We start from the raw sequence: 21,514 nt of genomic DNA on the forward strand, positions 1-21,514 counted from the left end.
GGTAAACGAATGCGGTGCGGTCCTACTTATATGCGTACGCGATTGGCGACCCGACGGAGTGCATCCGTCTCATCACCCATGCGTTAGCAAGCTCGGGTTTGGCTTCCGTTGCAGCGCTTCTGGATTAGGAACGCGCGCGAGCGTCGGCCGGTTACTTCTTATCGCTTGTGAATGCTTTCACGAACTCCTGCGATGTCAAGGGTAGCGCCGGAAGTTTCTCCGAGCGGGTGAGCTGTCTCACGACCCCTTTGTCCGGTTCTGCAGAGTTTCGCAGTGCCGGCTGACCAACGCCTCCATCAATGTAGTACGGTCCGGCCCCGATCGCCGACCCTTTGAGCGCTTTTCTGTGACGGATCGTGATGATCGATGGATCTCATGCCGTCCGACGTACCCAGCGGTCAGCAGATCACACGTAGTGCTTCGGGGACGGACACGAAGTGCACCTTCTGGCGCTCTCCCAGGTAGTCGCCGTCCAGTTGGAACGGTTGCGGCTTGTTGGAGAGCACAGTGAACTCGCTCTGGTCGTGCAGCTTGAGCACCTGCTTGCCATGTGCCTCGCTCCTGCGCATGGCGACCTGCGTCACTGTGCGTATGGAGCTGCCGACATACAGCTTCCGGACGGCCAGCACGTCGAGCCCGCGGTCGAAGGAGGCGTCCGGCAGGGGGTTGAGCGGCCGGTCGCCGATGTAGCTCCACGGCGCCGTGTTGCCGATGATCACCATGCTGAGCTCGGACTGCGTCTCCTCGCCCGGCCGCTCCACCGACAGCGGCGGCGACTTGCGATCCTGACCGGTGAAGAACTGCGTGGCCAGCGCGCCGAAATAAAGGCTGGGGGTGGAGGTGCGGCCGCGGTGCCGGGCCTGCTCGACGCGGCGCACCACGGCGGCGTCCAACCCCATTCCGGCGCAGAAGGTGAAGTAGCGGTCGTCGGCGCGGCCCAGCCCGATGACCCGGTGCCGGCCGGAGCGCAGTCCGTCCAGGATGACGCTGGTGCCGTCCGCCCAGTCGCGCGGCAGCCCGAGCGCGCGGGCGAAGACGTTGGTCGAGCCGCCCGGCACCACGCCCAGCGCGGGCAGACGGTGGGCCGACGCGACGGTGGACGCGGTCAGCGCCGGGGCGGCGGTCATCAGCCCGTTCACCGCCTCGTTCACGGTGCCGTCGCCGCCCAGGGTCACCACCGCGTCGACGCCGCTCTCGGCTGCCTGCCGCGCCAGCACGGTCGCGTGGCCACGCCGAAGCGTGTACTCCACCTGCAGGTCGACTTCACTGCGCAGGGCCCGCACCAGCACGTCCCGGCTGCGCTCACTCGTCGTGGTGGCTTTGGGGTTAACCACCAGTAACGCTCGCATGGGCGGCACTGTACATCGATAACGCGCCCGGAGCTGTCGGTATGGTGCACCGGTGACCGAAGGGGAAACCGGCAATCCCGGCTCTCTGACCTGGGCGGTGCGGCTGCTTCTGCTGCAGGCCGCCGGGCTCGCGCTGCTCACCGCGTACCTCATCGTGCGGTTGCTGACCGCGGACAGTGTGGCCCTCGGGGTCGCGATCGCGCTGATCGTGCTCGCGGCGCTCGGCGCCGCGGCGGTCGTGGTGGTGGCCCGGTCGCTGGGCCGGCGCACCCCGGGCGCGCGGGGGCCGGCCATCGTCGTGCAGCTGTTCGTGATCGCGTCCGGCGGCTTCCTGCTGCAGACCGGGCCGCTCTGGGCCGGGCTGGCGCTGATGGCCTTCGGGCTGCTGATCGGTGTGCTGGTCATACTCCCCGCCAGCACGCGTGCACTTGGCGTGGACTAATCGCACCCGGACCGTCGATTTGGTCTTACCCTGAGCGGGTGACCGGATCAACGGTGCGGCCGCCGGCGTACCAACTGCTCGCCGACGAGCTGCGCGATGAGATCACCTCAGGACGGCTGCAGCCCGGAGAGCGGCTGCCGCCCGAGCCTGAGCTGTGCGTTCGCACCGGCGTCAGCCGCAGCACCGTACGCGAAGCGCTCCGCCTGCTCGCCAGCCAGCATCTGATCGTGACGACCCGCGGGGTGACCGGCGGCAGCTTCGTCGCGCACCCCGATGCGGAGCTGCTCTCCGAGGCGCTCTCCACCGGGCTCACCATGCTGACCAACTCCGCCGAGATCGGGTTCGCCGACCTGATCGAGCTGCGCCGCGCCCTCGAGGTGCCGGCCGCCGGCCTGGCCGCCACCCGGCGCTCCGACGCGCACCTCTTCGAGATCCGGTCCGCGCTCTTCGACCCGGAGCTGGACGGCTTCGACGTGATGCTGCGGGCGCACGCCGACTTCCACGCGGCGGTCGCCAAGGCCACCGCGAACCCGCTGTTCGAGCTGGTGACCCGTCCGCTCTATCACGTGGGCTACGGCGACGAGGTGGTCGAGGACCTGCCGCCGGAGTATTGGCGGCGGATCGACACCGACCACCGCGACCTGCTGGAGCGTGTCGAGCAGCGCGATCCGGAGGGCGCGACGACGATCGCCCGGCGGCACCTCGACTACATCGCCGAGACCAACCGGCGCGCCTGACTCCGGGCGCTAGTTTTCCGTGCGCCTGGTGAGCAGCCGGATCGTGGCCTGCTGTCCGGTGGCCTCGGCCGACGCGCTGGTGGTGAGGGCGGTCAGCACCTTCCACGCGAAGGACGACTCGGAAGGCAGCCGCGCGCCGCGCACTGTGGTCACGGCCACCTCGACGGCGAGGGCGTCGTCGGTCACCGCGAAGCGGCACTCGAGCTCGGCGCCGCGGGTCGCGATGGCGAGCAGCATCGCGCACGCCTCGTCGACGGCGATGCGCAGGTCCTCGATCTCGTCCAGGGCGAAGTGCAGCCGCGCGGCCAGCCCGGCCGTGGCGGTGCGGAGCACGCCGAGGTAACCCCCGTCGGCGGGCACCGTCAGCAGCACGACGTCGTCTCCGATCGCCGGCTCCGAATGCGCGTGAGTCGCTTGAGTCACCGAACCCATCCTCCCGATGGACGAGACTCTAGTCGCTGATCGACGGAGTGGGGGAGGCCCGTTCAGCGAGTTGACGCAACCCAGGGCCGGCCCGCCGGCTGAGCGGCCCTGTTCGCAGCGTAGAGCCCCGCCGCCGGATCGCCATGGAACTTCACTCTGCCGTGGAGACCAGGACGGCCGGCACATCGTGGTGACATGCCGGCCGGACGGGTGTGCGGGGTGGCTCAGGACTGCTTGGTCTCCCAGAAGATCTTGTCGATCTCCGCGATCTTGCCGAGCAGCTGGTCGGCCACCGCCGGGTCCACCGAGCCCTTGGCGCCGGACGCGCCGGCCAGCTTGGTGGCCTCGTTGAACAGCTGGTGCAGGTTGGGGTACTTCTCGAAGTGCGGCGCCTTGAAGTAGTCGGTCCAGAGCACCCACAGGTGGTGCTTCACGAGCTCGGCCCGCTGCTCCTTGATCAGGATCGCGCGGGTGCGGAACTCGGGGTCGGTGTTCGCCTGGTACTTCTCGGCGATCGCCTTGACCGACTCGGCCTCGATCCGGGCCTGCGCCGGGTCGTAGACCCCACACGGCAGGTCGCAGTGTGCGCTGACCACGGTGCTAGGCATGAGGAAACGCGGAAGTCGCATCAGGACCCCTCCATACGAGTTTGCGATGATCCGTAGACGACCCTACCCCTTACCGAGGACCCCCTAACCGATGGAGGACAACTGCCATGAGGTGGCAACTGCCAGTCTTCGCGGCACTCGTCCAGGGTCCGTCGATGGCGCCCACGCTCAGGCACGGCGACGCCTTGCTGATCCGCCGGGGAAACCGCGTCCGACCTGGTGATCTGGTGGTCGCCCGGTTCCGCGTCCGGCCCGATCTGCTGGTCGTCAAGCGCGCGGTGCGCGAGCAGGACGGGGGCTGGTGGGTAAGGGGTGACAACGATCTCGCCACCGACGATTCGCGCACCTTTGGAGTGGCGGATGTCATCGGGCGGGTCATGGTGCGGTACTGGCCGCTTAAGTTAATCTCCGGTAATCGCCGCACACCGCAGTAGGCGATTTCCACTTTCCCGGGTGACCCCCGCATCGCACGTCGATCGGCGCAGACTCGCGTCCCGACCGGCTGGCCACTGATGACCTTGCCGATGCCTTGGAGTCCCTGATGTCGTTCTTCAGTTTCGAGCTCGACCCCGCCCTCGCCGCCGATCCCGTCTTCGATCTGCACCGCCGGGGCAAGATGACGATCGCCGCGACCGTCCCGCTGGCCAGCCGCGACGACCTGTCGATGGCCTACACCCCGGGCGTGGCCCGGGTCTGCGAGGCGATCGCCGCCGACCCCGCGCTGGCCGCCGACTACACCTGGACCTCGAACACCGTCGCGGTGGTCACCGACGGCTCGGCGGTGCTCGGCCTGGGCAACATCGGACCGCGGGCCGCGATGCCGGTGATGGAGGGCAAGGCCGTGCTGTTCAAGCAGTTCGGCGGCGTCGACGCGGTGCCGGTGTGCCTGGACACGCAGGACGTGGAAGAGCTGATCGCGGTGGTCAAGGCGCTGGCGCCGTCGTTCGGCGGGATCAACCTCGAGGACATCAGCGCGCCGCGCTGCTTCGAGATCGAGCGTCGGCTGGACGAGGCGCTGGACATCCCGGTCTTCCACGACGACCAGCACGGCACCGCGGTCGTCGTGCTCGCCGCGCTGCGCAACGCGGTGACGCTGCTCGGCCGCCGGTTCGCCGACCAGCGGGTGGTGATCAGCGGCGCCGGCGCGGCCGGGGTGGCGATCGCCAAGGTGCTGGTCGCGGCCGGCCTGGACGGGGCGAACGTGATCGTCTGCGACTCCCGGGGCATCGTGCACGCCGAGCGTGGCGACCTGAACTCCGCCAAGGCCGAGCTGGCCGCCCTGACCAACATCTCCGGGCGCACCGGCGGCATCACCGAGGCGCTGATCGGCGCGGACGTGCTGATCGGGGTCTCCGGCGGCACGATCGGCGAGGAAGCGCTGGCCGGCATGGCGCGGAACGAAAAAGACCAGGGCGGCATCATCTTCGGCCTGGCCAACCCGACGCCCGAGGTGATGCCGCACATCGCGCACCGGTACGCGGCGATCGTCGCCACCGGCCGCAGCGACTTCCCCAACCAGATCAACAACGTGCTGGCCTTCCCGGGCATCTTCCGGGGCGCGCTGGACGCCCGGGCCACCACGGTGACCGAGGGCATGAAGGTGGCCGCGGCCGAGGCGATCGCCGCGGTGGTGGCCGACGAGCTGCGGCCGGACGCGATCGTGCCGTCCCCTCTGGACCCGCGGGTGGCCCCTGCGGTCGCCGCGGCGGTGGCTCTGGCGGCCGAGCGCGACGGCGTGGCCCGGATGATCTCCGCAGCGGTCGAGGCCACGCCCGCCCCGGTTTAGGCTTCGGTGATGCGAGCTGCCTACGCCGCCAAGGCGGACCCGGAAAACGCGTTGCAGGCCCTGGTCGTCGGGGATCTTCCCGAGGCCGCGCCGCCGGACGGCTGGGTCACCGTGACGGTGCGGGCCAGCTCGCTCAACCACCACGACCTGTGGTCGCTGCGCGGCGTCGGGCTGCCCGGCGACCGGCTGCCGATGGTGCTCGGGTGTGACGCGGCCGGCGTCACGCCCGAGAACGAGGAGGTCGTGATCCATGCCGTGGTGCCGGATGCCGCCGACCCGCGTGGCCTGTCACTGCTGTCCGAGCACTTCCCCGGGACACTGGCCGAGCGGGTGTCCGTACCCAGAGAGAATTTGATCCCCAAGCCCGAGGGACTGTCGTTCGCGGACGTGGCCTGCCTGCCGACCGCCTGGCTCACCGCGTGGAACATGCTGACCACGCGGGGCCGGGTGGACCGGGCCGAAGCCGTGCTGGTGCAGGGCGCCGGCGGCGGGGTGGCGACGGCCGCGGTCGTGCTCGCGGTGGCGATGGGCAAGCGGGTCTATGCGACCAGCCGCGAGCAGTGGAAGCGCGAGCGGGTGACCGCGCTCGGTGCGACCGCCCTGGAACCCGGCGCGCGGCTGCCCGAGCGGGTCGGCGTGGTGATCGAGTCGGTGGGCGCGCCGACCTTCGACCACTCGATGAAGAGCTCGCAGCCGGAGGCCCGGATCGTGGTCTGCGGCGCCACCGGAGGCCACCAGGCGACCGTCGACCTTCGGCGGGTCTTCGCGATGCGGCTGGAGATCCTGGGCGCGACCATGGGCACCGCCGACGACCTGCGGGCGCTGCTCGACTTCATGGCGGCCGAGGGCGTGCGTCCGGTGATCGACTCGACCTACGGCTTCAGCGCGGTCGGTGACGCCTTCGCCCACCTGGACTCCGGCCAGGTCTTCGGCAAAGTGGTCCTCGACCACCTCCACTGAGCACCCGTTTTTAAGGAAAACCAAGCAGCACGCTCCATTGACAAAAAGATTTTGTACGTCCAGGATTCCTTTTGTGATGAAGGATCTGCTGTACCTGGAGCGCGTCGAGCAGGCCGAGACGCTGCTCAAACCACAGCGCATCGAGGTGCTGCGGGAGCTGGCCGAGCCGCGTTCGTGCACCGAGGTGGCCGCCCGGCTGGACCAGACCCAGCAGCGCGTCTACTACCACGTCAAGCGGCTCGTCGAGCACGGCCTCGTCGCCCGGGTCGCCGAGCGCCGGGTGCGCGGCATCAACGAGGGCGTCTATCAGGCGGCCGCGCGGGCCTACTGGATGTCGCCCCGCCTCGTCGGCCGGATCGGCCGGCCCCAGCGGCGTGACGAGGCCAGCCTCGGCTATCTCCTCGATCTCATGGAGGAGGTGCAGTCCGACGTCGCCGGCCTGCACTCCCGGGCGGCCGGGGGCGAACCGGATCTGCCGTCGCTCGGCGTCTCCGGCGAGATCCGGGTGCGACCCGAGCGGCGTCCCGAGTTCATGGCCGACCTGAAGACCGCCCTGCAGGACCTGTTCACCAAGTACGGCGGCGCCGAAGGCGACGCGTTCCGGCTCGCCGTCGCCTGTTATCCCGAACAACAAGGAGAAGATCGATGAGCTCGCTGAAGAAGACCATCCGGATCGCCGCCCCGACCAACGAGGTGCACCGAGCTCTCACCGACCCGGCGGCATTGCGCGCCTGGTTCGTCGAGCACGCGGAGGTCGACCTCCCCGACCGGTACGAGTTCTGGGGGCGCTTCACCCCCGGCGGCGAGGCGCCACACCAGCGCCTGCGGCACGTCGACGACAACTCGCTCGGCTTCGACTGGGAGCTCGACGGCGTCGCCACCACGGTCGACATCGAACTGGTCGCCGAGGCGGAGGGCTCGACGCTGCTGACGCTCACCCAGACCGGCATCATCGGCTTTCCCGAGATGATGACCGACGGCGGCGACCGTGCTCTCATGCACACCTTCTGGGCGCTGGCCCTGGGCAACCTGGCCGACTACGCCGAGGGCCGGGAGCCCGTGGTGCTCTGCGACTTCACCAGCCGGGTGCTGCGCCACGAGCTGCTGATCGACGCCGATCGGCTCGCGGTCTTCGCGTCGATGACCGAACCCGAGCAGTTCTCCCGATGGGCCGGCGTGAAGGTCGAGGCCGAGTTGCGCCCCGGCGGCCGCTGGGCGATGGGCGGTTTCGAGGCGAACCCCTACCCCGCGCACATCATCGACATCGAGGCGGGGCGGTCGATGTCGATCCAGTGGCCCGGCATGGTCGAGTCCTGGGAGCTGGCCGACTCGGACGGGCGCACCCGGCTGACCTTCGTGCACAGCGGATTCGACGAGGGCACGCGGCCGCCGTACGACGGCTGGCTGGGCGCGCTCAGCGGCCTGGTGGGCCTGCGTCGCTTCCACGAGATCAAGGACTGGCGCCAGATGTGGACCTACGAGCACGTCGACGGTCTCCCGGACGGAGTCCTGTCCCTCGACTAGAGCTTGTCGATGAGGGTTGCGCGCCGGCCCTTGGTGGCATCGGCCTCGAGACGGTCCCTGGCCTCGATGTCGGCGTAGAGCGCGTACCGAAGGAAGTCTGTCGTCGTGGCGATCACCGGCTGGAAGTCCTTGGTGATCGCCACGTGGCCGCCCTCGGTGACCGCGAGCATCGCCTTGGGCCACGGCACGGCGTCGAACGCGGCGAGGCCGTCCTGGTAACGGACCGTCTTGTCGAGCTTGCCGTGCACGAACAGGATCGGCGCCGGCTCACCGCCGAACGGCAGGCTGAGGACCAGTTGCCCGGACATCACAACGGCGGCCTTGAGGCGGTCGTCGCGGTTGCCGGCGAAGAGGCCGATGGTGGTGATGCCGCCCGCCGAGTGCCCGGCGGCGGCGATCCGGTCCCGGTCGATCAGGCCGTCGTCGTCGGTGGCCAGCATCCGGCTGATCACCTCGGACACGTCGGCCGGCTGGTTGATCACGTCCAGCGGCTCGAAGTCCTCGACCTGGTAATGCGTGTGCGGGAACTTCGGCGCGGCGACCACGAAACCGGCACGCGCCCAGGCCCGCAGCACGCTGGCATAGGCGCTCGGCTCGGAGGTCAGGCCGTGGCTGAACACGATCAGCGGGAAGGGTTTCGTGCCCTCGGTGGGATACCAGACGGTGGTCGGCAGCGGCCGGTCGGCGCCGCGCTCGAACTTCATCTCGCGGGTCTTGATGGCGAGGCTCTGGGTCGGGGCTTTCGGGGCTGTCGGGCTCGGCTCGGCGCTTTCCATCGGCGCGGCTGAGCTCGGGGCCGTCTTCATCGGCGCCGGCTGCGGCGAGGGGGAGCAGGCCGCGAGCAAGATCAACATCAAGACCATCGGGGTACGCCACGGCACGCGGCCATTGTGCCCTCCGCTCACGACCGGTTGCCGCCCAGCGTCCGCAGCAGGAAGTCGGTCACCAGCCGATCCATGTCGGCGTATCCCGCCCGTCCCGGCAGCATGTAGGCCGCGTGGCCCATGCCGGGCAGCACCGCGAACGTCTTCGGCCACGGCGCCCGGTCGAAGGCGGCCCGCCCGTCCGCGATCGGGATGACCGCGTCGTCGTCGGCGTGCACGAAGAGCAGGCGGGCGGGCCTGCCGCCGAACGCGCCCGGCGCGAGCCAGCCGGCGATCACCACGCCGGCCCGGATCCGCGGGTCGTGCCCGGCGCGCAGCAGCCCGGTCGTGGTGTAGCCGCCGGCGGAGTGCCCGACCACCCCGATCCGGGTGACGTCGATGTGCCCGCGCAACGGGTCGTCCGAGCGGGTGGCCAGCCGGATCAGGCGGCGCAGCAGATAGGTGGCGTCGGCCGGCTGGTTCGCGTAGTCCGCGCGGATGTACGGGTCGGCCCGCTTGTTGGTGAACGGATAGGCCGGGACGGCCACCACGAACCCGGCCGCGGCCCAGCTCGCGACCGCCGGCGAGTAACGCTCCGGCGAGCCGTGCAGTCCGTGGCTGAACAGCACGAGCGGGTAGCGCCCCGGGCGTGGCAGCGCGTCCGAATGCGGCGTGACCATGGCCGGCGCCGGTGCGGGCACCCGGTTGCGGGCGCTCGTCAGCGCCGGGAAGAGCACCAGGGTGCGCAGCGGGCGGTCGGCGCCGCGGGCGAAGCGGAATTCGCGTACGCCGACCGGGAAACGCGCTGTAGTCACCTTTTGGACGACCGCCACCACCGGCGGCGCGGCGGGCGCGGCCACGTGGTGAGGTTCGTCGCAGGACGTCGTGACCAGCGCTGCGCAGAGTGCCGCGGCGATCACGATCCGTCCCATGATCAAACGTTATGCCCGACACGCCCACTAAAGAGGGAATTCCGCGATGCTGGTTGAGCTCGCCCGGTCACGCTAGGGTGCAGCGCATGCCTGACGACACCGTCGATCCGAGCGGCAACACCGAGGCCTTCCGCGCCTTCACCAACCTGCCGGACGAGCCTGCCGCGACCCCTTCGAAGACCCCGTTGATCATCGGCGGTGCGGTGCTGGCCGTCATCGTGGTCGCGGTGATCCTCTGGTTGGCCCTCTAGCCGAGCGCGGCGCGGCTCTGGGTCGCGATCTCCAGCTCCTCATCGGTGGGGATCACACAGACCTTGACGGGTGAATTGTCCGCGGAAATCACCTTCTCGCGCTCCCGATTGCGCTGCTCGTCGAGCACGATGCCCAGGGCTTCGAGGCCACCCAGCGCCGCCGTGCGCACCGGCGCCGCGTTCTCGCCCACCCCGCCGGTGAAGGTGATCGCGTCCACCCGGCCCAGCACGGCCAGATAGGCGCCGACGTATTCGCGGATGCGGCGGCAGTAGACGTCGAAGGCCAGCGCGGCCCGCTCGTCACCGTCCGCGCGTCGCCGCAGAAGCTCGCGCATGTCGTTGACCCCGCCCAGGCCGAGCAGCCCGGCATGGCGGGTCAGGGAGTCCTCGATCTCGTCGAGCGGCAGCCCGGCCACCCGGTGCAGGTGGAAGACCACGGTGGGGTCGAGGTCGCCGCTGCGCGTACCCATCACCAGGCCGCCCTGCGGCGACATGCCCATCGACGTGGCCACGCTGCGGCCGGCCCGGACCGCGCATGCGCTGGCGCCGTTGCCCAGGTGCAGCGTGACGACGTTCGCATCGGCGTTGCCCAGCAGCGCCGCGGTCTGCCGGGCCACATAGGCGTGCGACGTCCCGTGGAAGCCGTAGCGCCGCACCTGCCAGCGCTGCGCCAGGTCGGCGTCGATCGCCCAGGTCACGCCCTCCGGCGGAATGCTCTGGTGGAACGCGGTGTCGAAGACCGCGACCTGCGGCACGTCCGGCAGCAGCTTGCGGGCTACCGCGATGCCGGCCAGCGCCGGCGGGTTGTGCAGCGGCGCCAGCGGCACCAGCCGCTCGATCGTGGCCACCACGGCGTCGTCGATCAGCGTCGGCCGGCTGAACTCGGCCCCGCCGTGCACCACCCGGTGACCGACCGCGCCCAGCCCGTCGAGCCGCACCGAGTCCATGATCCGGCGCAGCGCCGACTCGTGGTCCGGTGCGTCGCCGTCCGCCTCGCCGATCCGCTCGACCAGCCCCTTGGCCTCGGTCTTCTCCCCGTCGAACAGCCGGTACTTGACCGACGACGAGCCCGAGTTGAGCACCAGGACCCTCACGACGCCGCCTGGATCGCGGTGATCGCGACGGTGTTCACGATGTCCTTGACCGTGGCCCCGCGGGACAGGTCGTTCACCGGCCGGCGCAGACCCTGCATCACCGGCCCGACCGCCACCGCGTTCGCCGACCGCTGCACCGCCTTGTACGTGTTGTTGCCGGTGTTCAGATCGGGGAACACGAACACCGTCGCCCGGCCGGCCACCGTGCTCTCCGGCAGCTTGGTCGCCGCCACCGCGGGGTCGATCGCCGCGTCGTACTGGATCGGGCCCTCCACCGGCAGATCCGGCCGGCGCTCCCGCACCAGCGCGGTGGCCGCCGCGACCTTCTCCACGTCGGCGCCCGCGCCCGAGCTGCCGGTCGAATAGGACAGCATCGCCACCCGTGGCTCGATGCCGAACGCCGCGGCGGTCTGTGCGGAGGAGAGCGCGATGTCGGCGAGCTGGGCGGCGTCCGGGTCGGGATTGACCGCGCAGTCGCCATAGACCAGCACCCGGTCGGCCAGCAGCATGAAGAACACGCTGGACGCCACCGACACCTCCGGCACGGTCTTGATGATCTCGAAGGCGGGCCGGATCGTCGCCGCGGTGGTGTGGTTCGCGCCGGACACCATGCCGTCGGCCAGCCCGGAGAACACCATCATGGTGCCGAAGTAGTTCACGTCCCGCACCACGTCATAGGCCAGGTCGAGCGTCACCGCCCGGTGTTTGCGCAGCTCGGCATACTTCTCGGCGAACTGGTCGCGCCACTGGCTGGTGGCCGGGTCGATCAGCCGCGCGGCGCCGATGTCCACGCCGAGCTCGCGGGCCCGGCGCTCGATATCGGCCGGGTCGCCGAGCAGGGTCAGCTGCGCCACGCCGCGGCGCAGCAACGTCTCGGTGGCCCGCAGGATCCGTTCGTCGGTGCCCTCGGGCAGCACCAGGTGGCGGCGGTCGGCGCGGGCCCTGTCGATCAGGTCGTTCTCGAACATCAGCGGCGTCACCCGGCTGGACCGCGCCACGTCGAGCACCTGGGACAGTTCGGCGGTGTCCACGTACTTCTCGAACGCGCCCAGCGCGGCCTCGATCTTGCGCGGGGTGGCGACGCTGAGGGTGGACTCGATCCGGTCGGCGGCGGCGATGGTGTGGTAGCTGTCGCTCGCTACCACCAGCATGGCCAGGCCGGTGTTCAGCCGCTCGATCACCCGCAGGGCCCGCGGGTCGGGGAACTCGCCGATGGTCAGCACCAGGCCGGCCAGCGTCACGTTGCCGGCCGCGTGCGCGGCGCTGGCCGCGACCAGCACGTCGGCCCGGTCGCCCGGGGTGATCAGCAGCGCGCCGTCGACCAGGTGGTCGAGCACCGCGGGGACGTGGGCGCCGCCCACCACGTAACCCAGCACGTCGCGGTCCAGCGCCGCCTCGCCGCCGGTGACCACAGTGGCGTTCAGCGCCGCGGCCACCTCGGCGACCGTCGGCGCGGCCACCACCGGCATCTCCGGCACCGCCCAGACCGGCACCGGCAGCCCCTGCGGCGCGGCCACCCCCTCGGCGCCACGGTTGGCGACCACGGCCACGACGGTGGCGTCCAGGTCCACGAACGAGTGATAGGCGCTCTTCGCCGCGGCCGCCAGCGACTCGGTGGTGCGCTGCTCGCCGCTGATCACCGGCACCACGACGCTGCCGAACTCGGTGGCCAGCCGGGCGTTGAAGGCGAGCTCGCGGGGCAGTTCGTCGCGCCCGTCCTCGTGATGCGAGTCGGTGAAGTCGCTGCCGACCACGACCACGGACGCGCACTGCCGCTCGACCTCGCGGTAGCGCTCGACGATCCGGGTGATCAGCTCTTCCCGGCGCCCGTCGGCGACCAGCGCGGCCGCCTCCGCATAGGTGGTGCCGTAGGCCTCCGCATAGGGCGCGACCACCAGGTAACGCGAGGTCAGCAGCGTCAGCAGCGCGTCGTCGTCGGTGCCGCTGACCAGCGGCCGGAACACCCCGATCCGGGCCACCTGCCGGGACAGCAACTCGACCAGCCCGAGCGCCACCGTCCCCTTGCCGACCCCGGGTCCCAGCCCGGCGACATACACACTCCGCGCCACAGGGTCACCGTACTGGTGATTGCGAGTTTCCAGCGAAGATCAAGTTCTTTGTCGCAGCGGGGTGGGTGGTGCCGGCCGCAGTTCCCACCGAGGGCCGGGCGGTCCCATCTGGCCGCTGGCGCGTCCAAACCGATGAGCCCACCCGGCGACGTCCGTGCCCACTCACCCTTTACCGCTGCGCGGCAGATAGGCGGTCTGGCGTGGCCCGGCGCACTCGCCGCCGCCCCAGCGGAAGACCACCTCGCCGGCCAGTGAGCCCACCTCGGCGCCGCACAGCGGGTCGCGGGTGGCGACGCCGAGCTTCCCGGTCACCGGGTCGAGCAGCACGCCGCCGTCGAGCAGCAGCATGTCCGGACCGGCCAGCCGGGGCACACCGGGGTAGGGCAGGGCGGTGCGGTCCTCCCCGCCGGGCTTCTGCAGGAACCACCCGGCCGGGTCCCGGCCCAGGCAGAAGGCCGCCACGCAGTCCAGCTTCTCCGCGCCGGCGGGTGGGATCACCACGCGCTCCTCCCCGGTGACGAGGTTGCGGAACCGGGTGCTGTCCGCGTTGCGCGCCCAGACCGTGCCGTCGACCGTGAGCCCGTCGAACTCCGCCAGGCTGTCGAACGCCTCGGGGCCGGGCGTGAACCGCTCGACGTGCCGCTCCTTGGTCGTAGTGGTCATATCCGACCAGTACACGTTCCGGTCGTCGGCGAAGATGCCGGTCGGCACGAACGGCCCTTCGTAGGTGGAGATCTCCCGCATCGAGCCGCCGCCGGCCGGAGACAGGGTGATCCGGCTGATCCGGTCGTCGGTCTGGATGCGAAAGATGGACGTGTTGGTGATCGCGACCATCGGCACCCGGGCGCGGGCCGGCAGGTGGGTGAGTACCGGCCGGTAGGTCTTCTCGGCGACCGCGTAGTTCCACAGGGTCGTGACGGCGTCCGCCGCGGGCCGCGCCACCTGACCCCAGACCAGCAGAGCTCCCGCATCGACCCGGCCGACGACCACCGGCTCGCTGCCGTCCGGCGTGTTCGGCAGCTGCTCGGCCACCGTGGCGCCGGGCCACGTCTCGGTCAGCAGCGGCGGATCGGCCGGCAGCGCGGGCAGGGTGAAGCCGGCCGGCGGCACGACACGCTCGTCCGGCGGCCGGGTCACCGCCCAGGCGCCGCCGGCCAGCAGCAGCACGGCGGCGAAGGCCGCGGTGACGGCCTGCCGGCGGCGGCGTCGCCGATGCCCGGTCTCCACCCGCGCCAGCAGGTCGGCGGGCGGCTCGGGAGCGTGCTCGGCCAGCGTGAGCATCGCGTCGTGCAGATCGGTGCTCGTCATGAGGTCACCCCTTCCAGGGTTGCGATGCCGGTGGCGCGGAGTTTGTCCAGAGCGCGGGCGGCCTGGCTGCGGACGGTGCCGCGAGCCACCCCGAGGACGCCGGCGATCTCCGCGTCGGTGAGGTGCTCGTAGTAGCGCAGGACGATCACCGCCCGCTGCCGTGGCGGCAGTTCGGCGAGGACGGCCCAGACCCGGCCGGCCTGCGCCGAGGCTTCCACCCGGCCCAGGTCCGGGTCGTCGGCCGATCGCTCGGGCACCGCGGCGCTGGGCAGCTCGCGCCGGCGGCGGCGCCAGGCGGAGACGTGCAGGCGGGTCATGGTCGTGCGCACGTACCCGACGGGGTCGTCCTGCCGATCCAGCCGCGGCCAGTGCGCGCGCAACTTGATCAGCGCGTCCTGCACCAGATCGTCGGCGTCGTGATGATTGCCGGCGAGCAGGTACCCATAGCGGTACAGCGCTGCCCCCCGATTGCGGACGAAGTCCGCGAACAGCCTGTCATCCCCCATGGGTCAACACCTCCGACCCAGGACGCACGACCGGCCGGATGTGTTGCACGGCTAATCGCTCAACAGCGTGCGCAGGTAGTTCTCCGGGCGCCCGAGGAAGGCCTTCCAGTGCCCGACCAGCTCGAGGTCGTCCCAGCCGGTGCGGCGGATGCCGTGCTCGCCCAGCTCCAGGATGGTCGCGCCGGGCAGGGCGGTCAGCACCGGCGAGTGCGTCGCGACGACGACCTGCGCGCCGGCGTCGCGCAGCAGATCGAGGTGAGCGAGCAGCCGCAGCGTCGAGGTGAACGAGAGCGGCGCCTCCGGCTCGTCCATCAGGTAGAAGCCGTAGCCGCGGAACTTGCGCTCCAGCAGCTCCAGAAAGCCCTCGCCGTGACTGCGGTCGTGCAGATCGCCGTCCGGGCCGCCGAGCGACTCCAGGTAGGTATAGAGCCCGTGCATCGTCTCGGCCCGTAGGAAGTAGGCGTTGGCGGCCCGGCCCGGGGTCCGGATCACCCGCAGCATGCCGCCCAGCGGCGACTCGGTGGCCCGGGAGCTGTGCATCGCCCCGCGCGAGCCGCCCTCGGCGTTCAGGCCGTGCGCCTGCGCCAGCGCCTCGATCAGCGTGGACTTGCCGGAGCCGTTCTCGCCGACCAGGAAGGTGACGCCGGCCGGGATGTTCAGGCCGCGCTCGAGGACGGCCGTCACCGCCGGGATCCGGGCCCACCACTCGCCGGCGTCGAACTCGGCGGCGGCGTCGCGCTCGAAGCGGCGAACCGGCCGGTCAGTCCTCATCGTCCTCGTCGTCGCGGGCCAGCCAGGTCGCGAAACGCTCGATCGCCGTCTCGAACTCGGGGTTCTGGTCGACGAACGTCCGCAGTTGCGATCCGATCCATTCGAGCGACACCGACTCCTCGCCGCGCCGCTCGATCAGTTCCTCGATGCCACGATCCGTGAAGTACATGCCCCGGATCCTAGGAGGGGCGAGACGGTGTGACCGCCCCGCCCCCAAACCTCTAGGGACGCGGGAGTGCCGCCTCGGCCAGCGCCGACTGCTCGGCGTCGTGCAGCTTGGCCGAGCCCACCGCGGGCGCCGCGGCCGCCGGACGGGAGATCCGCCGCAGCCGCACCCCCTCGAGGTGCTCGAGCAGGTTGAGCGCGACGAACGACCAGGCGCCCTGGTTGGCCGGCTCCTCCTGCACCCACGCGAAGTCCTCCGCGTTCGGGTATTGGCGGAGCACCGCCTTGAGCTCCTCGACCGGCAGCGGGTAGATCTGCTCCATCCGGATGATCGCGGTGTCCTGGATGCCGCGCTCGGCCCGCGCCTGGAACAGGTCGTAATAGACCTTGCCCGAGCAGAGCAGCACCCGGCGCACCGCCTCCGGCTGCAGCGGGTTGCCATTGACCCCGGCGTCCGGCATCACCGGCTGGAACGTGCCGCCGGTGAAGTCGGCCACCGACGACACCGCCAGCTTGTGCCGCAGCAGCGACTTCGGCGAGAAGACGACCAGCGGCTTGCGCTTCGGCGACAGGGCCTGGCGGCGCAGCAGGTGGAAATAGTTTGCCGGGGTGGTCGGGTTGGCCACCCGCATGTTGTCCTGCGCGCACATCTGCAGGAACCGCTCGGGCCGGCCGGACGAGTGGTCCGGGCCCTGGCCCTCCTGGCCGTGCGGGAGCAGCAGCACCAGCGACGACTGCTGGCCCCACTTCACCTCGCCGGAGGTGACGAACTCGTCGACGATCGACTGGGCGCCGTTCACGAAGTCGCCGAACTGCGCCTCCCAGAGCACCAGCGCGTCCGGGTTCTCCACCGAGTAGCCGTACTCGAAGCCCATCGCCGCGTATTCGCTGAGCAGCGAGTCGTGCACGAAGAACCGGGCGTTGCCGGTGGCCATCGTGGACAGCGGCAGATAGTCCTTGCCGGTCTTCGAGTCGACCAGCGACGCGTGCCGCGACACGAACGTGCCACGCCGCGAGTCCTGGCCGGCCAGCCGCACGGTGACGCCCTGCGCCAGCAGCGACCCGAAGGCCACCAGCTCGCCGAAGCCCCAGTCGATGCCGCCCTCGGCGGACATCTTGGCCCGCCGCTCGAGCAGCTGGGACACCCGCTTGTGCGGGGTGAAGCCCTCGGGCAGGTCGACGTGCGCCTGCCCGACGGCGGCCACGGCGGCCGCGTCGATCGCGGTCTCCACGGCCGGCTCCGGCTCGTCCTGGCGCATCACCCGCGGGCGCGGCGGCGTGCCGGCCGAGTCGCGGGTCGCCTTGAACACCTGCTCGAGCTGCTGCTGGTAGTCCCGCAGCTGCTCCTGGGCGTCGTCGACGGTGATGTCGCCGCGCCCGATCAGCTCCTCGGTGTAGAGCTTGCGCACCGAGCGCTTGGTGTCGATGATCTCGTACATCCGCGGGTTGGTCATCGACGGGTCGTCGCCCTCGTTGTGCCCGCGGCGGCGGTAGCAGACCAGGTCGATGACGACGTCCTTGTTGAACGCCTGGCGGTATTCGAAGGCCAGCCGCGCCACCCGGACTACGGCCTCGGGGTCGTCGCCGTTCACGTGGAAGATCGGCGCCTGGATCATCCGCGCCACGTCGGTCGAGTAGAGCGACGAGCGGCTGTACTCCGGCGCGGTGGTGAAACCGACCTGGTTGTTGACCACCACGTGCACGGTGCCGCCGGTGCGGTAGCCGCGCAGTTGGGACAGGTTGAGCGTCTCGGCCACCACGCCCTGACCGGCGAACGCCGCGTCGCCGTGCACCAGCAGCGGCAGCACCGTGTAACCGTGCAGGCCCAGGTCGAGGCGGTCCTGCTTGGCGCGGACGATTCCCTCGAGCACCGGGTCCACCGCCTCCAGGTGCGACGGGTTGGCGACCACGCTGACCGTCGTCGAGTGCTCGCCGTCCGGCGTCGTGTATTTCCCGGTCTGGCCCAGGTGGTATTTGACGTCGCCGGAGCCGTGCGCCGACTTCGGGTCCATCTGACCCTCGAACTCGCTGAAGATCTTCTCGTACGGCTTGCCGACGATGTTGACCAGCACGTTCAGCCGGCCGCGGTGGGCCATGCCGATGACCATCTCGTCGAGGCCGTCCTCCGCGGAGGCCTTGAGCACCTCGTCGAGCAGCGGGATCAGCGACTCGCCGCCCTCCAGCGAGAAGCGCTTCTGCCCGACGAACTTGGTCTGCAGGAACGTCTCGAAGGCCTCGGCCGCATTGAGCCGGTTGAGCACGTGCTTCTGCTCGTCGGTGTCCGGCTTCGCATATTTGATCTCGATGCGGTCCTGGATCCAGCGCCGCTCCTCGGGGCCCTGGATGTGCATGTACTCGATGCCGACCCGGCGGCAGTACGTGTCGCGCAGCACGCCGAGCACGTCACGCAGCTTCATCTTCTGCTTGCCGGCGAACCCGCCGACCGGGAACACCCGGTCGAGGTCCCACAGCGTCAGCCCGTGCTGCAGCACGTCGAGGTCGGGGTGCCGGCGGATCTCGAACTCGAGCGGGTCGGTGTCCGCCATCAGGTGACCACGCACACGGTAGGCGTGGATCAGCTCGACCACCCGCGCGGCCTTGTCGATCTGCCCCTCGGAGGTGCGCGCGACGTCCCGCACCCAGCGCACCGGCTCATAGGGGATTCGCAGCGAGGTGAAGATGTCGTCGTAGAAGGCGTGGTCGCCGAGCAGGAACTCGTGCATCGCCTTGAGGAACTCGCCGGACTGCGCGCCCTGGATGACCCGGTGGTCATAGGTGCTGGTCAGCGTGGTGACCTTGCTGACGCCGTGCTCGGACAGGGTCTCGTCGGACATGCCGGAGTAGGGCGCGGGGTATTCCATCGCGCCGACACCGATGATCGCGCTCTGCCCGGTCATCAGCCGCGGGATCGAGTGCACCGTGCCGATGCCGCCCGGGTTGGTCAGCGAGATGGTGGTGCCGGTGTAGTCGTCCATGGTGAGCTCGCCCCGCCGGGCCCGCCGCACCACGTCCTCATAGGCCTGCCAGAACTTGCGGAAATCCATCTTCTCGCAGTTCTTGATGGACGGGACCACCAGCGTGCGCGACCCGTCCTTCTTGGCCAGGTCGATCGCGATGCCCAGGTTGACGTGCTCCGGCGCGACCAGCGCCGGCTTGCCGTCGATCTCGGCGAACGAGTTGTTCATCTCCGGGTGCTGCAGGACCGACCGGACCAGCGCCCAGCCGATCAGGTGGGTGAAGCTGACCTTGCCACCGCGCCCGCGGGCGAGGTGGTTGTTGATCACGATGCGGTTGTCCACCAGCAGCTTCGCCGGGACCGCGCGCACGCTCGTCGCGGTGGGCACCTCGAGCGAGGCGTCCATGTTCTGCACGATCTTGGCGGCCACTCCGCGCAGGGTGGTCACCTTGGCCCCCTCGGGGGCCTTCCCATTGGTCGTGGCCTTGGGTGCCGGCTCCGGCTTGGCGACCGGCGCCGGCTTGGTCTCGGGCTGGGCCTTGGGCGCCGGCGGTACGGTCGGCTTCACCGCCGCCACGTTCTTGGCGGCCGGGGCATCCGTGCCCGCCTTGGCGGCCGAAGCCGTGGCGTTCGCAGCGGTGGCCTCGTCCGGGGTCACGATCGATCCGGTCGCCATCGCCGGCTTGTAGTCGGCGAAGAAATCGTGCCAGGCAGGATCGACGCTGGCGGGGTCGGCCAGGTAGCGCTGGTACATCTCGTCGACGATCCACTCGTTCGGACCGAAGTCCGCGAGCGGATTGTCATGCGAAGTCTGCTGGGTCGACACTGCCGAGTTCGCCTCTTTCACCGTTTGTCAACACGCGACGCGAAGGTCACACGGGACGGAATGAACGGTGTCAAGGTTACGCCGCGCGCGCAGCCGGGGTGTCACGCCCCAACACCCTTGATGCCAATTACTAGGTCCGGTCCCGAATCCGCCCTGGGAGGACGCGTGGTTCCGAGTGGATTCGGGACCAGACCTAGCTGACGTCGCGTCGCCGCATGATCAGGGTGCCGATGAGGCCGGTCACTGCCGCATAGCCGAGCAGCACCGCCGCGCCGACCCAGCGCGGTGGATTGCCGGGCAGTTCGGTGCCGGAGATCATCAGCTGGGACGCGGTGGTCGGCACCAGCACCTCGAGCTTCGAGAAGAAGTCGGCCACGTATTGCGCCAGCAGATAGAACGCCACGCTGCCGCCGATCGTGCCGATCAGATAACCGATCGACAGGGTGAGCGTGGCCCCGATCTGGCTGCGGATCAGCACGCCGGCGCCCACGCCGAGGATCGCCCACAGCGCGAAGGCCAGCGCGTTGAGCGCGATGGACCGCCAGACGGCCGGCTCGCCGAGCTGCACCGGCACCTCCAGCGAGCGCAGCACGAACGGCACCACCAGCAGGTTGAGCACCGTGGTGATCAGCCAGAACAGCAGGCCCATCAGCACCGCCGCGGCGAGCTTGGCGAGGATCACCCGCTCGCGGTGCGGGGTGATCAGAAAGGTGGTGGTGGCGGTCAGGTGAAAGAACTCGTTGGTCACCAGGATCGCGCCGAGCAGCATCACCAGCAGCACCCCGAAGAACTGCCCGCTGGTGTAGAGCGTGCTCGCCACGTTGATCGCCGAGCCGGTGACCCGGATCAGCTCGGCCTGGTCGGCCGGCACGTCGGTGCCCGGGTCGACCTGGCTGGTGATGTTTGCCGTGCCCCAGTTGTAGAGCACCGCCAGCCCCCACAGGGGCAGCAGGATCAGCCCGAACACCCACCAGGTGGAGGTGGTGCGGAGCTTGGTCAGCTCGGCCGCGATGAGCCTCATCGAATGCCCGCCTTTCCGGCCGTCAGCTGCAGGAACACCTGCTCCAGGTCGGCGCGCTCGCCGGTCAGCTCGTGCAACTCGACGCCGGCGGTGAACGCGGCGTGCCCGACGATCGCGGGCTCGAGGCCGGCGATCAGCAGGGCGCCGTCCGGCTGCGGCGTGATGGCCGGGGCGAGCGGCGCCAGCGCGGTGGTCAGCTTGGCCGGCTCGGGGGTGCGGACCCGCACCTGCACCTGCGAGCCCATCGACCCCAGCACGCTGTCGACCGGACCCTGGGTGATCAGCTTGCCGGCCGCGACGATCACCACGTCGTCGGCGAGCTGCTGCATCTCGCTCAGCAGGTGGCTGGAGACCAGCACCGTGCGGCCCTCGGCGGCGAGCGTCTTGAGCAGATCGCGCATCCAGCGGATGCCCTCGGGGTCGAGACCGTTGGCCGGCTCGTCGAGGATCAGGACCTTGGGGTCGCCGAGCATGGCGGCGGCGATGCCCAGCCGCTGGCGCATGCCGAGTGAGTAGCCCTTGAACTTGCGCTTGGCCGCCGGGGTCAGCCCGACCAGGGCGAGCGCCTCGTCCGCGCGCTGCATCGGCAGGCCCGCGGCCCGGCACATCATGCGCAGGTGGTTGACGCCGGTGCGGCCGCGGTGCGCGCTGGACGCCTCGAGCACCGCGCCGACGTGCCGGATCGGCTGGTCGAGGTCCACATAGCGCTGACCGCCGATGGTGGCCTGGCCGGAGGTGGGCTTGACCAGGCTGAGCAGCATGCGCAGGGTGGTCGTCTTGCCCGCGCCGTTGGGCCCGAGGAAGCCGGTCACCTTGCCCGGCCGCACCTCGAAGGACAGGTCGTCGACCGCTCTGAGCTGTTTGTATTGCTTCGACAGACGTTCGACGACGATCTCTCCCGACCCGTTCACCCGCGTCAGGGT

The 21,514-nt window shown here is 70.4% G+C and carries 22 protein-coding genes; 8 read left to right on the top strand and 14 right to left on the bottom strand.

Annotation, left to right across the window (positions count from 1 at the left end):
- Window positions 1–398: 398 nt before the first annotated feature.
- On the bottom strand, window positions 399–1,349 hold the full coding sequence (locus ACZ6TI_RS00230; protein WP_465342771.1) for a diacylglycerol/lipid kinase family protein: 951 nt from the start codon (window positions 1,347–1,349) through the stop codon (window positions 399–401).
- A 52-nt stretch (window positions 1,350–1,401) separates the two neighbouring features.
- Between ACZ6TI_RS00230 and ACZ6TI_RS00235 the strand changes: the two genes are divergently transcribed.
- Both ACZ6TI_RS00235 and ACZ6TI_RS00240 read left to right on the top strand, forming a co-directional pair.
- The gene (locus tag ACZ6TI_RS00235; protein WP_465342772.1) at window positions 1,402–1,791 is read left to right on the top strand and encodes a hypothetical protein; all 390 of its coding nucleotides are present in this window, start codon (window positions 1,402–1,404) and stop codon (window positions 1,789–1,791) included.
- 38 nt (window positions 1,792–1,829) lie between these two features.
- On the top strand, window positions 1,830–2,528 hold the full coding sequence (locus ACZ6TI_RS00240; RefSeq protein WP_465342773.1) for a FadR/GntR family transcriptional regulator: 699 nt from the start codon (window positions 1,830–1,832) through the stop codon (window positions 2,526–2,528).
- Between the two features lie 9 nt (window positions 2,529–2,537).
- On the opposite strand, the gene ACZ6TI_RS00245 is transcribed toward ACZ6TI_RS00240, so the two are convergent.
- Both ACZ6TI_RS00245 and sodN read right to left on the bottom strand, forming a co-directional pair.
- A complete protein-coding gene (locus ACZ6TI_RS00245) occupies window positions 2,538–2,960 on the bottom strand; it encodes an ATP-binding protein (RefSeq protein ID WP_465342774.1) in 423 nt (140 codons plus the stop codon).
- A 215-nt stretch (window positions 2,961–3,175) separates the two neighbouring features.
- Window positions 3,176–3,580: a superoxide dismutase, Ni gene (sodN, locus tag ACZ6TI_RS00250; protein ID WP_465342775.1), complete on the bottom strand. Its 405-nt coding sequence runs from the start codon at window positions 3,578–3,580 to the stop codon at window positions 3,176–3,178.
- Between the two features lie 86 nt (window positions 3,581–3,666).
- Between sodN and ACZ6TI_RS00255 the strand changes: the two genes are divergently transcribed.
- The 5 genes from ACZ6TI_RS00255 to ACZ6TI_RS00275 all read left to right on the top strand — a co-directional run bounded on the left by ACZ6TI_RS00255 (window position 3,667) and on the right by ACZ6TI_RS00275 (window position 7,829).
- Entirely contained in the window at window positions 3,667–3,993 is a 327-nt protein-coding gene (locus tag ACZ6TI_RS00255; protein WP_465342776.1) for a S24 family peptidase, read from the top strand.
- Between the two features lie 107 nt (window positions 3,994–4,100).
- Window positions 4,101–5,345 (top strand): NAD(P)-dependent malic enzyme, encoded by a 1,245-nt coding sequence (locus ACZ6TI_RS00260; RefSeq protein ID WP_465342777.1) that lies wholly within the window; start codon window positions 4,101–4,103, stop codon window positions 5,343–5,345.
- A gap of 9 nt (window positions 5,346–5,354) precedes the next feature.
- The gene (locus tag ACZ6TI_RS00265) at window positions 5,355–6,305 is read left to right on the top strand and encodes a zinc-binding dehydrogenase (RefSeq protein ID WP_465342778.1); all 951 of its coding nucleotides are present in this window, start codon (window positions 5,355–5,357) and stop codon (window positions 6,303–6,305) included.
- Window positions 6,306–6,381: 76 nt separating this feature from the next.
- Window positions 6,382–6,954, top strand: coding sequence for a helix-turn-helix domain-containing protein (locus tag ACZ6TI_RS00270; protein ID WP_465342779.1), 573 nt, complete (start codon window positions 6,382–6,384; stop codon window positions 6,952–6,954).
- Window positions 6,951–7,829 carry an SRPBCC domain-containing protein gene (locus ACZ6TI_RS00275; protein ID WP_465342780.1) on the top strand — a complete coding sequence of 293 codons (879 nt, stop codon included), beginning with the start codon at window positions 6,951–6,953 and terminating at the stop codon, window positions 7,827–7,829. Before ACZ6TI_RS00270 ends, ACZ6TI_RS00275 begins: the two co-directional genes overlap by 4 nt.
- Here ACZ6TI_RS00275 and ACZ6TI_RS00280 read toward each other — a convergent pair.
- Window positions 7,826–8,683, bottom strand: a complete 858-nt coding sequence (locus ACZ6TI_RS00280) for an alpha/beta hydrolase family protein (protein ID WP_465342781.1) — start codon at window positions 8,681–8,683, stop codon at window positions 7,826–7,828. The two genes, ACZ6TI_RS00275 and ACZ6TI_RS00280, sit on opposite strands and share 4 nt — an antisense overlap.
- A 47-nt stretch (window positions 8,684–8,730) precedes the next feature.
- Window positions 8,731–9,624, bottom strand: coding sequence for an alpha/beta hydrolase family protein (locus tag ACZ6TI_RS00285; RefSeq protein ID WP_465342782.1), 894 nt, complete (start codon window positions 9,622–9,624; stop codon window positions 8,731–8,733).
- 86 nt (window positions 9,625–9,710) lie between these two features.
- On the opposite strand from ACZ6TI_RS00285, the gene ACZ6TI_RS00290 reads away from it, so the two are divergent.
- Window positions 9,711–9,875 carry a hypothetical protein gene (locus tag ACZ6TI_RS00290; protein ID WP_465342783.1) on the top strand — a complete coding sequence of 55 codons (165 nt, stop codon included), beginning with the start codon at window positions 9,711–9,713 and terminating at the stop codon, window positions 9,873–9,875.
- On the opposite strand, the gene ACZ6TI_RS00295 is transcribed toward ACZ6TI_RS00290, so the two are convergent.
- From ACZ6TI_RS00295 to ACZ6TI_RS00335, 9 genes are all read right to left on the bottom strand, one after another.
- On the bottom strand, window positions 9,872–10,969 hold the full coding sequence (locus tag ACZ6TI_RS00295; RefSeq protein WP_465342784.1) for an acetate/propionate family kinase: 1,098 nt from the start codon (window positions 10,967–10,969) through the stop codon (window positions 9,872–9,874). The two genes, ACZ6TI_RS00290 and ACZ6TI_RS00295, sit on opposite strands and share 4 nt — an antisense overlap.
- A complete protein-coding gene (gene pta, locus ACZ6TI_RS00300) occupies window positions 10,966–13,038 on the bottom strand; it encodes a phosphate acetyltransferase (protein WP_465342785.1) in 2,073 nt (690 codons plus the stop codon). The genes ACZ6TI_RS00295 and pta overlap by 4 nt, the downstream gene beginning before the upstream one ends.
- Before the next feature lie 162 nt (window positions 13,039–13,200).
- Complete coding sequence (locus ACZ6TI_RS00305; protein ID WP_465342786.1) at window positions 13,201–14,346, bottom strand: hypothetical protein; 1,146 nt, start codon at window positions 14,344–14,346, stop codon at window positions 13,201–13,203.
- Window positions 14,343–14,852, bottom strand: coding sequence for a SigE family RNA polymerase sigma factor (locus tag ACZ6TI_RS00310; protein WP_465342787.1), 510 nt, complete (start codon window positions 14,850–14,852; stop codon window positions 14,343–14,345). Before ACZ6TI_RS00310 ends, ACZ6TI_RS00305 begins: the two co-directional genes overlap by 4 nt.
- Before the next feature lie 51 nt (window positions 14,853–14,903).
- Entirely contained in the window at window positions 14,904–15,623 is a 720-nt protein-coding gene (locus ACZ6TI_RS00315; RefSeq protein ID WP_465342788.1) for an AAA family ATPase, read from the bottom strand.
- Window positions 15,613–15,792 carry a DUF6104 family protein gene (locus tag ACZ6TI_RS00320; RefSeq protein ID WP_465342789.1) on the bottom strand — a complete coding sequence of 60 codons (180 nt, stop codon included), beginning with the start codon at window positions 15,790–15,792 and terminating at the stop codon, window positions 15,613–15,615. The genes ACZ6TI_RS00315 and ACZ6TI_RS00320 overlap by 11 nt, the downstream gene beginning before the upstream one ends.
- A gap of 52 nt (window positions 15,793–15,844) precedes the next feature.
- On the bottom strand, window positions 15,845–19,591 hold the full coding sequence (locus tag ACZ6TI_RS00325) for a multifunctional oxoglutarate decarboxylase/oxoglutarate dehydrogenase thiamine pyrophosphate-binding subunit/dihydrolipoyllysine-residue succinyltransferase subunit (RefSeq protein ID WP_465342790.1): 3,747 nt from the start codon (window positions 19,589–19,591) through the stop codon (window positions 15,845–15,847).
- A gap of 172 nt (window positions 19,592–19,763) precedes the next feature.
- Window positions 19,764–20,591 carry an ABC transporter permease gene (locus tag ACZ6TI_RS00330; protein WP_465342791.1) on the bottom strand — a complete coding sequence of 276 codons (828 nt, stop codon included), beginning with the start codon at window positions 20,589–20,591 and terminating at the stop codon, window positions 19,764–19,766.
- A complete protein-coding gene (locus tag ACZ6TI_RS00335; protein WP_465342792.1) occupies window positions 20,588–21,502 on the bottom strand; it encodes an ABC transporter ATP-binding protein in 915 nt (304 codons plus the stop codon). Before ACZ6TI_RS00335 ends, ACZ6TI_RS00330 begins: the two co-directional genes overlap by 4 nt.
- Window positions 21,503–21,514: the final 12 nt, after the last annotated feature.

This window comes from Actinoplanes sp. NPDC051388, assembly GCF_055586225.1.